The following is a 13845-nucleotide window of genomic DNA, read 5'->3' on the forward strand; positions in this document are numbered from 1 at the left end:
GGTGCCATTGAGCAACGGGGCAGTCATCGCCCAGCGCTATCGACTACTGCGCCTCATCGCCACCGGCGGTATGGGGCAAGTGTGGGAAGCGATGGACAATCGTCTGGATCGCCGGGTAGCGGTGAAGGTACTCAAAGCCGAATTCTCCGAGGACCCGGAGTTTCTGCAGCGCTTCAGGTTCGAGGCCCGAACGACAGCGCAGCTCAACTACCCCGGCATCGCCGGGGTCTACGACTACGGCGAAACCCGCGACGGCGCAGGCGAATCACTGGCCTACCTCGTGATGGAACTGGTCAACGGCGAGCCGCTCAACGCCGTGCTGGGACGGATGTCCCGGCTGCCGCTCGGCCATGCCCTTGACATGCTCGAGCAGACCGGCCGTTCCCTGCAGATCGCCCACACCGCAGGCGTCGTGCACCGCGACGTCAAACCCGGCAACATCTTGATCACCCCCACCGGGCAGGTCAAGATCACCGACTTCGGCATCGCCAAGGCAGTCGACGCCTCCCCGGTGACCAAGACCGGAATGGTGATGGGCACCGCGCAGTACATCGCGCCCGAACAAGCTCTCGGCGAGGAGGCCACCTCGGCCTCCGATGTCTACTCGCTCGGCGTGGTCGGATACGAGGCGCTGGCAGGCTCGCGACCCTTCGTCGGTGACGGCGCCCTGACCGTCGCCATGAAGCACGTTCGGGAGGCACCGGCACCCATGCCGGTCGATCTGCCGCCCGCCGTCCGCGAACTCATCGAGATCACGATGGTCAAGGACCCCGCTGCCCGCTACGCCGACGGCGGCGAATTCGCGGACGCCGTCGCCGCGGTCCGAGCAGGCCGTCGACCGCCGACACCCGGGAACTCCCGAGGCACGGGCACCGGCCGGGTGATGGTTCCCGGAGTCGTTCCGAGTCCGCAGCCGGATCGGCCGTCGAGCACCCAGATGATGCCGACTTCGCAACGCGAGTATCGCGGTCCCGCCACCGGAACGGCTGCCGCGGCCACGCCGGTGCCCACCGGAATGTCCTCGGCGCAGAAGGCCCTCGCCTGGGGCGGTGCCGGGCTGCTGCTTCTGGCCCTGCTCATCGGCGGCTATGTGCTCTTCACCGGGGGCAGGGACGACACACCGACGCCGTTCGTGCCTCCGACGACAACCACCACGCAGCCGACCACCACCACCACGACCACGACGACGGAACCGACGACAACCTCCGAAGAGCCCACCACCACCGAAGAAACCACCACGACCACGACGACGACGACCACCCAGGAGCCGACGACAACCGAGGAGCCGACGACGACCTCGGAGGAGCCCACGCAGACGACGAGACGGCCGCTGATCCAGATTCCGTTCCAGCAAGAGCCACAAGGACAACAATGACGACTCCCCGTACGCTGTCCTCTCGCTACGAGCTGGGCGAGATACTCGGTTTCGGAGGCATGTCCGAGGTTCACCTGGCACGCGACACTCGGCTCGACCGCGACGTCGCCATCAAGGTTCTGCGCGCCGACCTCGCTCGCGACCCCACGTTCTATCTGAGGTTCCGACGCGAAGCCCAGAACGCCGCAGCCTTGAACCACCCCGCCATCGTCGCCGTGTACGACACCGGGGAAGCAGAGACCGAAGCAGGTCCGCTCCCGTTCATCGTCATGGAATACGTCGACGGTGACACCCTGCGAGACATCGTGCGCGCAGAGGGACCCATGGCGCCGCGTCGAGCCATGGAGGTCATCGCCGACGTCTGCGCTGCACTCGATTTCAGCCACCGCAACGGCATCGTGCACCGCGACGTCAAGCCCGCCAACATCATGATCAACCACGCCGGCGCAGTGAAGGTGATGGACTTCGGCATCGCCCGGGCCATCGCCGATTCCTCGTCGCCGATGACCCAGACTGCGGCCGTCATCGGAACCGCCCAATATCTCTCTCCCGAACAGGCCCGCGGCGAGCAGGTCGACGCCCGATCGGACGTCTACTCACTCGGCTGTGTGCTGTTCGAGATCCTCACCGGCGAGCCGCCCTTCACCGGTGATTCTCCGGTCGCCGTCGCCTACCAGCACGTACGCGAGGATCCTCAGCTGCCGTCGCTGGTCAACGACACCGTCCCGCGCGAACTCGATTCGATCATCCTCAAGGCCATGGCCAAGAACCCGGCCAACCGCTATCAGAGCGCAGCCGAGATGCGCACCGATCTGGTTCGCGTCCTCGGCGGGCAACGCCCGAGCGCACCGATGGTGATGAACGACGAGGACCGAACCACCATTCTCGGCTCGGTCGACGCCCGGCAAGCCGACTTCTCCGGCAAGGACAAACCCGCCTCGGTCGGCGAGCCACCCCGGCGATCGCGGCACGGCGAACCCGAGCCGGAACGCAGTCGCCGTGGCCTGAAGATCGCGCTCATCTCCATCGCGTCCGTTGTCGTCGTCGCTATCGTCGGCGCATTCCTGTGGTCGCTCGGGCCCGGTGCGGCCCCCAAGACGGTCACCGTGCCGACCGTCGTCGGACTGGCCGCAGACGAGGCACAGCGGCAGCTCGAGAACTCCGGCCTGCGCGTCACGGTGCAGGAGAAACCCGACGCATCGATCCCGGAAGGGTCGGCGATCGGCACCAACCCCGCCGCCGGATCACAAACCGAATCGCCCGGTGGAATTCAGCTCGACGTGTCTTCCGGACCCCAACAGGTGCAGGTGCCGCGCCTGACCGGAAAAACGCAACAGGAAGCATCCGACATCCTCGCCGAGGTAGGGCTCGAGCTCGACCCCACGATCGCCCGCGCCCCCTCGACTCCCGAGAACCTGGACAAGGTCGTCGAACAGAACCCGTCGTCGGGCGTGAGCATGAACGCCAGCTCGCAGGTTCGCATCACGCTCGGCTCGGGACCCGCTCAGGTACGCATGCCCAACGTCGTCGGACAGTCCGTCGACGTGGCGCAGCCGAACGTCGAGGGAGCCGGACTGCGCGTCCAGGTTCAGAGCATCGACTCGATGCAACCTGTGGGTCAGGTCGTGTCCACCGACCCCGCAGGTGGCACCAATGTCGCCGAGAACTCCGTCGTCACGCTGCGAATTTCCAACGGCGACAAGATCCCGATGCCGGACCTGTCCGGTCTCACCGAAACTCAGGCGCTCTCGGAGTTGGAAGCGGCCGGCTGGACCGGAACCCGGTCGGATCTGTCGACGTCGAGCCAATCGCAGTTGGACCCACTGATGGTCGGCCGAATCGTCGAACAAGAGCAGCCGGCAGGTTCGGAGATCAGCAAGACCGACACCATCTCCGTGCGTATCGGGGTGTTGGGGCTACCCAGCGGGCGCTAGCATCGAAGCTCAGGCGAACGCTTCGGCGACCTGAGCTTCGAGCTTGGCGACGAGACCCGGGTCGACCGGCATGCCGCACACGGCGAGCCAATTGGCCAGCATGCGGTGACCGCCTTCGGTGAGGATGGATTCCGGGTGGAACTGCACTCCGTGGATCGGTAGGTCGATGTGCCTCATCGCCATCACCAAACCGGATTCGGTGCGACCGATCACCTCGAGCTCGGCCGGAATCGTGTCGGCCCGGACTGTCAGGGAGTGGTACCGCGTCGCGGTGAAGGGGTCCTGCATCCCCTCGAGAACTCCGACGCCCGAATGCTGCACCGAACTGGTCTTGCCGTGCAGCAACTCCGGGGCCTTCTCGACGGTGGCACCGAAGACAGCACCGATGGCCTGGTGGCCGAGGCATACGCCGAGGAGCGGGGTCTTCGCCCTGGCGCAGGCCGAGACCAGGTCCATCGACGCTCCGGCCCGCTGCGGTGTACCCGGGCCGGGGCTGAGCAGAATCCCGTCGAATCGGGCGGCTACGGCATCGCGGTCGGCGAGTCGCTCGTCGTCGTTGCGCCAGACCTCGACATCGGCGTTCAGCTGGCCCAGGTACTGGACGAGGTTGAACACGAAGCTGTCGTAGTTGTCGACGACGAGAATGCGCATGTCGACAGCGTACTCAGCTCGGCTGCGCGAACCTCATGCGCACCGATTCGGCATAGGCGGGGACAGAGATGTCCTGGGCGTTCGCGACGTCGTACCGCAGTCCGTAGCGCACCGCGTACTGCTCGTACAGGCGCACACCCGGCTCGTTCTTCAGCGCCGCACGCAGTCGGTCCTGGTCACCGATCGCCTTCATCACGTACGGCGGACTGTACGTCCGACCACCGAGCAACAATGTGTTGCCGATGCAGCGCGGCGCCGACGACGCCACCAGCCGTTGATCCTGCATCGAGATCGCCGACGCCCCGCCCGTCCACAGAGCGTTGAGCACGCTCTGCACATCGACCTGATGGACCACCAGATCGTCGGGGGCCGCATCGGAGGCGTACGCACCGTCCGGCCCGCGGGGAGCATCGGCCATCGTGACGGTCACGCCCACACCCGACGCGGCCTCCCGCCCGGCCGCGTCCGCGAGCGCGTCGATGCGAGCCAACGCGTCGGCGACATCGCTGTCGCCTTCGGCAGTGCGCTGCTGACTGATATCGACCTGCTGTTCGAGCGAGTCTCTCCTGCGCTGGGCATCCTCACTGCTGCTCTGAGCCGCCTCGACGAGATCGGCGAGTCGAGTGGTGTCCCCGCCGCGCAACTCGGTGCCGTCCGATGCATGTCTGGTGGTACCGAGCAGCAAGCCGACGACAGCACAGACCGCGACGGCGAGGACCCACCAGCGGGTCTCGGCGGAACTGGTCGAAGGTCGTCTCACGGGTGCTCTCGATTTGTCCGGTGGGCCGGTGCTGGGCCCACCTGGGTTAGCGTGTACAGAAACCTGAGCGGTAAGGCCACGGTCCTTGGGGAGACACTAGCCTGGGGATGCACGATCCCGCCGATTCACAGGTTCCGTCGTCAGTTGTCCACAGGTACGGCCGCAGGGCCGATGACCGTCACGAACGCGAAGAGGAAGCAATGCCGAAGTCCAAGGTACGGAAGAAGAACGACTACACGATCAACCCGGCGAACCGGACGCCGGTCAAGGTCAACGCGGGGCCGTCACCGGCCTGGTACGTCGTGCTCATGCTGGGTTTCATGGTGGTCGGGCTGCTGTGGCTGATCGTCTACTACCTCGCTGCCGACGACATCGCCTTCATCGGAAACCTCGGTGCCTACAACTTCCTGATCGGCTTCGGCTTCATGGTCGTCGGGCTCGTGATGACCATGCGGTGGCGCTGAGCGACGGTCGAGTTACATCGATGTCATTCATCCCCAATGTGGATAGACCCTGTGGATAACTTCTCGAACAATCCACAGGGTGTGTATCGACAGCAGTGGGCGACGCCGGTCGTCGCCATCGGAGCCCTGGTGGTCGGCGGAATCGCGCTCGGAATCGGCGCCGCATTCACCTCTTCCGACGCAGCCGGCGCATTCCTCGTCGGACTGGCCGCCGTCGGGATGTGGATAATCGCAGCCCTCGCCGCAGTGCAGCGCCCACGCCTGGCCATCACACACGACGGTTCACTGGTGATGAAACGCTTCACCGGCATCCGCACGTACGCCCGCACGGACATCGTCCGCGCCAAAATAGTGCGATACCCCCGACTCGGCCGACGCGTCCCCATGCTCGAACTCGACCTCCGCCCGCCCGGAGAGGACGACGATCGGTTGATCATCTTCGGCAGATGGGACCTCGGCACCAACCCTCAGGACGTGTTCGATGCCCTCGAGGCGCATGGTCTGGTGCCGCGCGACTCCTGATCGCTCGGGGCCCGTCGGTACTCAATGTGACGTTGAGTGGACTTTTTGGGGGTCAATGGCACATCGAGTGGATTTGTCAGAGGCCCATCTGGGCGCGGAGGTCCAGCACGCGGAGTGCGATGATCGCCACGGATACCACGGCGACGGCCGCGACGGACAGCCATGCCAGGGACACCCCGGCCGGGGCTGGTGTCCCTCCGGGCCCAGTGCGTCGGTTGGGGAGAAACACCAATCCGGCGGTGGCAGCCGCACCGGCGACGAGTCCGCCCATGTGTCCCCAGAGCGAGATGCTGGGGATCGAGATGCTGATGAAGATGTTCAAGGCGATCACGACGAACACCGGTGCCGGGCTGCGCTTGAGCCTGAGCAGGATGACGGCCTGAGCACCGAGCAGGCCGAAGACCGCACCGGACGCGCCCGCCGTGGAAACCAGCGGATTCTCGAGCACCATCACCGAGGCGCTGCCACCGAGTAGCGACAGGAAGTAGACGGCGAGATACCGGCTGCGGCCGAGGATCAGTTCGACGTCGCGTCCGATGAGGAAGAGCGCGAACATGTTGACCAGGAGGTGGATCGGCCCGATGTGGACGAAGCCGCTACCGATGAGCCTGAACAGGTCGCCGTTCGCCACGAGCAAGCTGTTGAGGGCCCAATCGCTGGCCAGCGGAGAATTGAAGTTGCTGGTCACGCTGCCGGCCTGCGCAGCAGTGATTCCGAAGACCACGACGTTGACTGCGATCAGCGCGAACGTCAACGGTGTCTTGGCCGATCGTGCCACGGGTGCGCCCGCGATGGTCTGAGCTGTGCGGACGTTCTTGTTGCCCTGCCGGACGCAATCGACACAGTGTTGTCCTACCGCCGCTGCCTGCAGACATTGTGGGCATGCGGGACGGCCACATCGCGAGCACGCCAGACCGGTGGGGCGATCGGGATGTCGGACGCACACCGACTGGGGTGGGTTGGGTTGGTCGCCGTGCGGGCCACCCCAGCCGGGGGTCGTCATCGTGAAATTCTCCTACGAGGGCCGAATCAGGCGACGGTGACGCTGTCGATGACAACCTCGTCCACCGGACGGTCGCCGCGGCCGACCGGGGTGCTCGAGATCGCGTCGACGACCTTCTTCGAGGCCTCGTCGGTGACCTCACCGAAGATCGTGTGCTTGCGGTTGAGGTGCGGGGTCTTGCCGGTGGTGATGAAGAACTGCGAGCCGTTCGTTCCGGGGCCGGCGTTCGCCATGGCCAGCAGGTACGGGCGGTCGAAAGAGAGCTCGGGGTGGAACTCGTCCTCGAACTTGTAGCCCGGTCCACCTGCGCCGGTGCCGGTCGGGTCGCCACCCTGGATCATGAAACCGTCGATGACGCGGTGGAACACTGCGCCGTCGTAGAACGGTCCGGCCTTGGTGCCCGACGCGTTCTGCGTCGTGTACTCCTTCGATCCGTCCGCGAGGCCGACGAAGTTCGCGACGGTCTTGGGGGCGTGATTGCCGAACAGTTCGATGACGATATCGCCGCGGTTGGTGTGCAGCGTGGCCGTTTGGGTCTTGTTAGGTGAAGTCACGCCCACCATCGTGCCATCCCGGGCGATCGAGCAGTTCACGGGCGGTGCGCGGAGGTGGACCTATCGGCACTGATCGGAGGGCCACTGTGTGGAACAGTGATGACCATGACGAGCACAACGAAGTCCGACCGGGTTCGGTCGACCACCGGCACCGCGGCGTCCGCGCTCTTCGCTGCCGCGAGCAAGGGACCGGCCGGAGCCGGTCTGATGATGGCCAAGAAGGGTTACGAGCTGGCACACAAGCAGGCCGTGAGACGACGCGCTGCGACGGTGGAACGAATCGCGGAGTCGAACCGCACCAGAGCACTGTTGCGGGCCCCGTCGCAATCGCACAGGACTCGTCGAATCGTGCTGATCGGGGGCGCTGCCACCATCGTCGCCGGAGCGGTGTTCGTTCTGAGCCGCCGCCGCAAGGAGGTTGCACCGCCTGCCGATGCGCCGCCGAGCCTGGCCGACTACGAGGGCAGTACGGCATAACCAGGGTCGGTCAGAGATACAGCAGCTTCTGGATCAGATCGAACAACGCCGGCCTGGTCCTGATCACGGCGTCCTCGCTGCGGTCGGCGATCACCAGCGCGGCGTTGTATCGACTGGTCGACCCCTCGGCGAGGTAGTCGCCGTGACCGATCGAACTGCTCCGACCGTCCGATCCCTCGGTGGAGAGCAGCGTGACCGAGTCCAGCACACCCGGATCGCGGCCGAATGCACCGAGGTCGGCCACGAGATCGCCTTCGGCTTCGGCGACGAACACGTGTCCCGACGGCACTCGAAGGTCCGCGACGGTCGGTGTGCCCAGTCCCGGTGATCCGAGCGCCACGAAGTCGTCCACCCCTGTGCCCTGCCGAAGCGCGTACGCGGCGGTGAGCGATCCGTAGGAATGCGCAAGGACAGACAAGTGCGGGTCCTCGGCCCTCGCGGCATCGAGGCCGTCCAGAAACGGAACCAGCCGATCCGCCCCCGCCCGCGCAGCCCACTCCGAGGCCACGCTTCGGTCTGGATCCAACAGACTCCAGCCGAGCTGCGGGGCCTGGTAGTCCATCCACGTCACGACGGCGACGCTCGGACCCGCACCAGCCGGAAGCATCTGTCGGGCAACCGTTTCGAGGCCGTCCATGTCGCTGTCGTATCTATCGAGGTCTCCGGCCACGGTGGATCCGAGGCCGGGTACGAACACGGCCACGTGTGTGGCCGTGTCGACATCTCCCACCGCGATTGCCGCCGTCGTCTCCTCGTACGACGCGTTGTCGAGTACCAGGAGCTGTCTAGCCCCCTTCGCCAACGTCGCCTCGATCGCATCGAGGGCTGCTATCCGAGTGCGTGTCTGCTCCAGGCCGGCATCTGCGTTGCTGAACATCCCTCCGAAAAGATTGGCCTCCAACTCCTTTCGGAGCTCGGCCTCGACCTCGCGCAAACGAACACGCTCGGCGGCCAGAACCCGCCTGTTCGCACTGTCACGCACACGGGCGGGCAGCCCATCGAGATTGCCGATCAGCCCCGGCTGCTCGACCAACAGCCGTGTCCGTGCGGCCGGCGAGAGGGCACTCCAGAACGCTGCGTTCGCGGCCGGCGTCGCATCGCTGGGGATCGAATCCGCCACTGCCGCTGCGACGAACGTCGCGGGGACCTGCCCGACGAGGCGGAGGGCCAGGGCCTCGTCGAATGCCGTGGCTGTGCGCAACAGCTGCGTCAGTCGCTCGGCCAGTTCCTCATGCATGCGCCGTCGATCTCGCACCGTCGTCCACACGTCCTCACGTGCAACCGAATACGACACGGCCGTGTCGAGGACCGAACCGTCGGATCCGACGGTGAAGCGGGCATCGGTGGCGTCCTGCTCCACAGCACGGAGTGCGTTTATCAGACCTGCCATGTCGATCGCGGCCTCGCCGAGGCACGTCGCGACTCGAAGCAACTCGTTCGAGACAGCACCGAGATCAGATCGGATACGTCTCATGGCCTGGCGGGCCGCGTCGGCTGCGGGTCCGACCCACCCTTCGCCGATCACGTCCTCCGTCGAGGACGCGTGGACGGCGATCAGTTCGCGCCACCGCCGCGTCAGGTCCTCGGACGCGGCAGTCAGCGTACGACTGTCCCATGACCTGACGTCATCGAGTGTGACCATCGCGTTCCCCCGCAGAATTGTCGTATTCGACTATTCAATGCGTGGGCGACGAAGAACTGTGGAATCTATCCCCAGCCTGTGGATGAAAACTGGGGGTAGACGCTGCTGAATGCGAACATCACCGAGCGATTCTGCGAACAGGATCGCTGTAACCGGTCCCCGGGTTGAACCCTGGGTTGGACGGACCGTTGGTCCGCGGTGGTCTGCTCCGCTTCGCCCGATACAGATCCGCGTCTGCGGCCCGGTAGATCTCGCCCCAGCGGCGAGTGGCAGGCATGCACACCAGTCCGACGCTCCATTCGGCACGATGAGCGCGGCGGAGTCGGTCGATGATCAGGAGAGCTTCTTTTTCGAGCACACCCGGCATGAACAGCACGAACTCGTCCCCGCCGAGCCGACCGAGAACATCGCGTTTGGTCAGTTGGCTCTTCCACGCCTTCGAGACCCGGGTCAGGAGAACGTCCCCGGCAATGTGGCCGTACTCGTCGTTGATTTCCTTGAAATTGTCCAAATCGAGTACTGCCAGGCTCACCGACAGCCCGCGCGCCGCGCAGGCGGGCAGCATCTTCTCGATCTTCGACTCGAACCCGAAGCGGTTGAGCAGACCGGTCAACGCATCGTGGGTCGAAAAATATCGCATCCGACGCGCGAAGACGCCGAACACCTCGGTTGCACCGACGATGCCGAGAGCGACGAGGATGTAGCTGATGAACGGAGTTCCGTACGGAGCGACAGCGGCCCCGATCACTGCCGAAACAGCAAGCACTGCAACCCATATGCCCGCGTTCCGTTCAGACCAGAAGGCACCGATGTGCATCCCCAGGAACATGGCAGCCTGCACACAGATCAAGAAGGCGGGCAACGTGTCGCTGCTGCCCAGAGCACACGCCAGGGCCACTACCGACAACGCCGTCGACAGCCCCACCGCGCGTTTGGGACTGGGCACACCAGCCCTGGCCAACACCACGATCGCCAACGGACCCAACACCAATGCCAGAGCCGCAAGCACTTGCCGAGCACCGGACAGACTCGACCACGATGCCACGGCACTTGCCGCGTAGAGAACGGTGGTGACGGCCGCGAACACGGCCAGCATGCGCCCGGACTCGTCGAACCTGGGCTTGATCACAAGTCGAGGCCAGCCGCGCAGGCAAAGGACTGCGCCGCCTCGAGGTGACGTGCACCGAACGAGACCTCATCACTCACCTGATACCCCCCAGGCACCATCGGCCCTCCCCAAGCACTACAGCCATGCCGCATATGACCCAACGATGCCCGGACTCTAACACCTTCGAGCTGCGACCACGACTCTCTGGAGGGACGAAGTACAGGTCAGGATGCCTTGTCGGCGCGCTCGGCTTCCCGGGCGAGCAAACGATCCCGCGACTCTTCGAACTTGGTGGCCTTGGCTGCCAGATCCTCGACGAACGCGGCAAGACGATCGCGGTCACGCTCGCCCTCACCGGTGAAATCGTTGCGCTCGAAAATCTTCCACTTTCGTAGTACCGGCATCAGTACCTCGTCCAGATGCTGACGGAGATCGTAGATGCCGTGCTTGGCCAGAGTCATCGCGTTCTTACGGAAATTGGGCATGTTCAACCCGGGCATCTGAAAGTCGGTAGCGACGTCGGTGATGGCACGGACCATCTGATCGGGCACCAGATCCAACGAGGCCTCACCCAGGTTCCGATAGAAGATCATGTGCAGATTCTCGTCAGCGGCAACACGAGCCAACATTCGATCCGCCACCGGATCGCCGCATGCCAACCCCGTATTCCGATGCGAGACCCGGGTCGCGAGCTCCTGGAACGTCACATACGCCACCGAATGCAGAAAGTTCGCCCCGTCCATCGGAGCATCGACACCCACCGTCATGTGGTGCATCCGGGCCCGCTCCAACTCCACGGGATCCACCGCTCGGGTGACGACGAGATAGTCGCGCATCACGATCCCGTGGCGGTTCTCCTCCGCCGTCCAACGACCCACCCATGTGCCCCAGGCACCGTCCAACGAGAAATTGTCTGCCAGCCCGCGGTGGTACGACGGAAGATTGTCCTCGGTGAGCAAATTGGTGATCATCGCCGTGCGAGCCAGCTCCGACAACGACGACTGTTCGAGCGACCAGTCCTCCCCACCCATCGCCGCGAAGTTCCGACCCAGATCCCACGGAACATAGTCGTGCGGATGCCATTCCTTCGCCATCGACAGATGGCGATTCAAGTTGGTCTCCAAGGTGCCGTCGAGTTCGGTCAACAGCTCTTCGTGGTTGAGAACACGGGTCATCTGCGGGGCTCCTTCAAACCTGTGGGTGCCCGAACCGCCAACCGATTCGAGACGGTGGCGAACATCGCTCGCCGAGATCTGACGACGGCACACCCCCCTGCGGTGCGCCGTCGCGACCGTTCACATCGATCCGCGGACCGACGTTCCTGCACTCCGGTAAAACTAGGGACCCACGTCCTGAATGCGAACAGAACAGTCGAGGGTCTGTACATATGGGCGCCGAAGGGCGGCGCGCCTTGGGTGTGGTCACAAGGCTGTCGTCGCTCGCCCGCCGTCTCCAGTGGGCACTCAATGTCACATCTAGTGGACTTTTCGGGGGTCGATGTCACATCTAGTGGACTTGGGTACCCGGGGAGGGAACGAAAAAAGGACGCCCACCGAAGTGGACGTCCTTTTTATTGTGGAGCCTAGGAGATTCGAACTCCTGACATCTGCCTTGCAAAGGCAGCGCTCTACCAACTGAGCTAAGGCCCCGGGTGTTGCGGGTGATCGTGGACGAACTCTACACGTCCACTCCGAGCGATTGTCACGCGGTGGGGATGCTGTGCCAGACGCCGTCCGAGCTGCGCGTGGAGCGCACCTTGGATACTGTCAGCACTGCGATCACCGCCGATGCGACGAGAAGAAGGATTTTCACGTCCTGCCTCTTTTCGTTCGTTCGGTGTGGGCCTAGGAGGACTTGAACCTCCGACCTCTTCCTTATCAGGGAAGCGCTCTAACCGCCTGAGCTATAGGCCCTCATCACTGCTTCGGCTCGAAGATTTTCTCTCCTCGAACCGAGGGATGAGATTACCGTATCGGGTCGCTGTCTTCCAAAACGGCCCGATACGGCTCTCGACGATGCAGGTCAGTCGCGGTCTGCCAGTGTCACTTCGACGCCACCGACCAGGTCCGACGACAGGTTGTAGATGAACGCCCCGATGGTGGTGAGAGCGGTGAAGAGTACGACATTGATCACACCGATCACCGCGGCGTAGCCGAACACCTGCCCGGCGCTGACGAGGCCGCCGTCGCCCGACTCGTTGACGATCTCGGTGAAGGCACTGTTGAGCCGGTCCCAGACGCCCATGCCGTCGAGCACTGCGTACAGCAGCCCGACTCCCACCATCCACACGAAGAACAGTGACACCGCGATGACGAGCGCGATCTTGAGCGTCGACCACGGATCGATCTTGCGGATCTGGACGGTTGCGCGAAGCGGAGTGTCGTCTCCATGAGACATCGCCCCGATGGCGGTGGGCACTGCCCGGTCGGACTGGGCGGGCTCGGGGTGCCGAACGGCGGACAGATCGGGCATGTCCTTCGCCAGATCCTTGCGTTCGATATGGCGAGTCGGTCCGTCTATGCCCGCAGCTTTCGATCGAGCCGCTTCACGCCGCTCGGTCTTGTCCTCGGGTGCCTCGCGTTGGCTCGGCTCGGCCGTGGTGTGCGCCGAGCGGTCGAACTCCGCGTTCGTAGGGAGCGCTGCGCCCCGGCCGGAGAGATTGGTCTGCGGCTGATTCTGAGGCTGCTTCCGGTCGTCCGTGCCCTGCGACACAGGTCGCTGGCCGGCACCCCGCTGCCACGGCGGAGTCCCGGAATCACTCTGCGGAGCGTCGCCCTGCTGAGCGGGCATCGCCTGAGTTGCCGCGGGGTTCGCAGTCTCGCGAGCACGATCCGGCGCAGATTCGGGCTGTGCCGGACGAGCTTGCTCGCTCGATCCTTCCGGCGTGCGTGTGGTCTCGTCGGGTGCAGCGGGACGCGGTGGTGCGGGGCGAGACGGTGGCGGACCGGCGGCCGGCTGCCGCTGCGGAGGCTGGCCGCTCGCTTGTCGACCGCCATGGGGTTGACCCGCCCCTGGCTGAGCCTGTGGGGGTCCGGCCTGACCGGGGCGAGGGGCAGGCGGGCCCTGCTTGGCGCCACCCTGACCCGACGAGGACGGCGGACCACTGGGAGCTGGTGGCCGCGGCGGGGGCGGCCCCTGAGCCGGCCGCGCCGGTCCGTTGGGAGCACCCTGCGCAGGCCGAACCGGCGGACGAGGGCTCCCTTGCGGAGCCGATCCGCGACCCGCAGCCGGTGCGGGTCGACTGGCGGGCTGTGGGCGGGCACCCGGACGAGTTCCCTCGGGCGGCGCGGGACGCGCAGGCTGCTCGGCCCGCGTGGCGTCCCGATCATCCGTTCCGCCGCTGGGGGCTGGCCTG

General features: G+C 65.3%; 13 protein-coding genes and 2 tRNA genes. 5 read left to right on the plus strand and 10 right to left on the minus strand.

Annotation, left to right across the window (positions count from 1 at the left end; all coding sequences use genetic code 11):
• The first annotated feature begins 1 nt into the window (after window position 1).
• Entirely contained in the window at window positions 2-1375 is a 1374-nt protein-coding gene (locus J1M87_RS20230; RefSeq protein WP_206491331.1) for a serine/threonine-protein kinase, read from the plus strand.
• Complete coding sequence (gene pknB, locus J1M87_RS20235; RefSeq protein WP_206491333.1) at window positions 1372-3309, plus strand: Stk1 family PASTA domain-containing Ser/Thr kinase; 1938 nt, start codon at window positions 1372-1374, stop codon at window positions 3307-3309. The genes J1M87_RS20230 and pknB overlap by 4 nt, the downstream gene beginning before the upstream one ends.
• 9 nt (window positions 3310-3318) lie before the next feature.
• Here the strand turns inward: pknB and J1M87_RS20240 are convergent, their stop codons facing one another.
• Together J1M87_RS20240 and J1M87_RS20245 are read right to left on the minus strand one after the other, a co-directional pair.
• Complete coding sequence (locus tag J1M87_RS20240) at window positions 3319-3960, minus strand: aminodeoxychorismate/anthranilate synthase component II (protein ID WP_206491334.1); 642 nt, start codon at window positions 3958-3960, stop codon at window positions 3319-3321.
• A gap of 13 nt (window positions 3961-3973) precedes the next feature.
• Complete coding sequence (locus tag J1M87_RS20245; protein WP_206491335.1) at window positions 3974-4720, minus strand: DUF881 domain-containing protein; 747 nt, start codon at window positions 4718-4720, stop codon at window positions 3974-3976.
• A 200-nt stretch (window positions 4721-4920) separates the two neighbouring features.
• Between J1M87_RS20245 and crgA the strand changes: the two genes are divergently transcribed.
• A complete protein-coding gene (gene crgA / locus J1M87_RS20250; RefSeq protein ID WP_206491338.1) occupies window positions 4921-5184 on the plus strand; it encodes a cell division protein CrgA in 264 nt (87 codons plus the stop codon).
• 36 nt (window positions 5185-5220) lie between these two features.
• Complete coding sequence (locus J1M87_RS20255; RefSeq protein ID WP_206491339.1) at window positions 5221-5706, plus strand: PH domain-containing protein; 486 nt, start codon at window positions 5221-5223, stop codon at window positions 5704-5706.
• Between the two features lie 76 nt (window positions 5707-5782).
• On the opposite strand, the gene J1M87_RS20260 is transcribed toward J1M87_RS20255, so the two are convergent.
• Entirely contained in the window at window positions 5783-6709 is a 927-nt protein-coding gene (locus J1M87_RS20260) for a rhomboid family intramembrane serine protease (RefSeq protein WP_206491341.1), read from the minus strand.
• Window positions 6710-6735: 26 nt separating this feature from the next.
• Entirely contained in the window at window positions 6736-7272 is a 537-nt protein-coding gene (locus J1M87_RS20265; RefSeq protein ID WP_206491343.1) for a peptidylprolyl isomerase, read from the minus strand.
• A gap of 96 nt (window positions 7273-7368) precedes the next feature.
• On the opposite strand from J1M87_RS20265, the gene J1M87_RS20270 reads away from it, so the two are divergent.
• The gene (locus tag J1M87_RS20270) at window positions 7369-7740 is read left to right on the plus strand and encodes a hypothetical protein (RefSeq protein WP_206491345.1); all 372 of its coding nucleotides are present in this window, start codon (window positions 7369-7371) and stop codon (window positions 7738-7740) included.
• A 10-nt stretch (window positions 7741-7750) separates the two neighbouring features.
• Here J1M87_RS20270 and J1M87_RS20275 read toward each other — a convergent pair whose 3' ends face one another.
• The 6 genes from J1M87_RS20275 to J1M87_RS20300 all read right to left on the minus strand — a co-directional run bounded on the left by J1M87_RS20275 (window position 7751) and on the right by J1M87_RS20300 (window position 13280).
• Window positions 7751-9382: an alpha/beta hydrolase gene (locus J1M87_RS20275; protein ID WP_206491346.1), complete on the minus strand. Its 1632-nt coding sequence runs from the start codon at window positions 9380-9382 to the stop codon at window positions 7751-7753.
• Between the two features lie 118 nt (window positions 9383-9500).
• Window positions 9501-10511, minus strand: coding sequence for a GGDEF domain-containing protein (locus tag J1M87_RS20280; protein WP_307830879.1), 1011 nt, complete (start codon window positions 10509-10511; stop codon window positions 9501-9503).
• 203 nt (window positions 10512-10714) lie between these two features.
• The gene (locus J1M87_RS20285; RefSeq protein WP_206491347.1) at window positions 10715-11665 is read right to left on the minus strand and encodes an acyl-ACP desaturase; all 951 of its coding nucleotides are present in this window, start codon (window positions 11663-11665) and stop codon (window positions 10715-10717) included.
• A 401-nt stretch (window positions 11666-12066) separates the two neighbouring features.
• Window positions 12067-12139: transfer RNA gene (locus tag J1M87_RS20290), tRNA-Ala, on the minus strand.
• Between the two features lie 190 nt (window positions 12140-12329).
• Window positions 12330-12403: transfer RNA gene (locus J1M87_RS20295), tRNA-Ile, on the minus strand.
• 109 nt (window positions 12404-12512) lie between these two features.
• A complete protein-coding gene (locus J1M87_RS20300; protein ID WP_206491348.1) occupies window positions 12513-13280 on the minus strand; it encodes a DUF3566 domain-containing protein in 768 nt (255 codons plus the stop codon).
• Between the last annotated feature and the right edge of the window lie 565 nt (window positions 13281-13845).

It is taken from the genome of Rhodococcus sp. KRD162 (assembly GCF_017168335.1).
GTDB lineage: Bacteria > Actinomycetota > Actinomycetes > Mycobacteriales > Mycobacteriaceae > Rhodococcoides.

What these genes read in the sequence shown, in the direction of transcription:
- J1M87_RS20255 (WP_206491339.1), top strand. Translation starts at nt 5,221, where the DNA reads ATGTGGATAGACCCTGTGGATAACTTCTCGAACAATCCACAGGGTGTG.
- crgA (WP_206491338.1), top strand. Translation starts at nt 4,921, where the DNA reads ATGCCGAAGTCCAAGGTACGGAAGAAGAACGACTACACGATCAACCCG.
- J1M87_RS20260 (WP_206491341.1), bottom strand. Translation starts at nt 6,709, where the DNA reads ATGACGACCCCCGGCTGGGGTGGCCCGCACGGCGACCAACCCAACCCA.
- J1M87_RS20270 (WP_206491345.1), top strand. Translation starts at nt 7,369, where the DNA reads ATGACGAGCACAACGAAGTCCGACCGGGTTCGGTCGACCACCGGCACC.
- J1M87_RS20285 (WP_206491347.1), bottom strand. Translation starts at nt 11,665, where the DNA reads ATGACCCGTGTTCTCAACCACGAAGAGCTGTTGACCGAACTCGACGGC.
- pknB (WP_206491333.1), top strand. Translation starts at nt 1,372, where the DNA reads ATGACGACTCCCCGTACGCTGTCCTCTCGCTACGAGCTGGGCGAGATA.
- J1M87_RS20240 (WP_206491334.1), bottom strand. Translation starts at nt 3,960, where the DNA reads ATGCGCATTCTCGTCGTCGACAACTACGACAGCTTCGTGTTCAACCTC.
- J1M87_RS20265 (WP_206491343.1), bottom strand. Translation starts at nt 7,272, where the DNA reads ATGGTGGGCGTGACTTCACCTAACAAGACCCAAACGGCCACGCTGCAC.
- J1M87_RS20275 (WP_206491346.1), bottom strand. Translation starts at nt 9,382, where the DNA reads ATGGTCACACTCGATGACGTCAGGTCATGGGACAGTCGTACGCTGACT.
- J1M87_RS20300 (WP_206491348.1), bottom strand. Translation starts at nt 13,280, where the DNA reads ATGCCCGCTCAGCAGGGCGACGCTCCGCAGAGTGATTCCGGGACTCCG.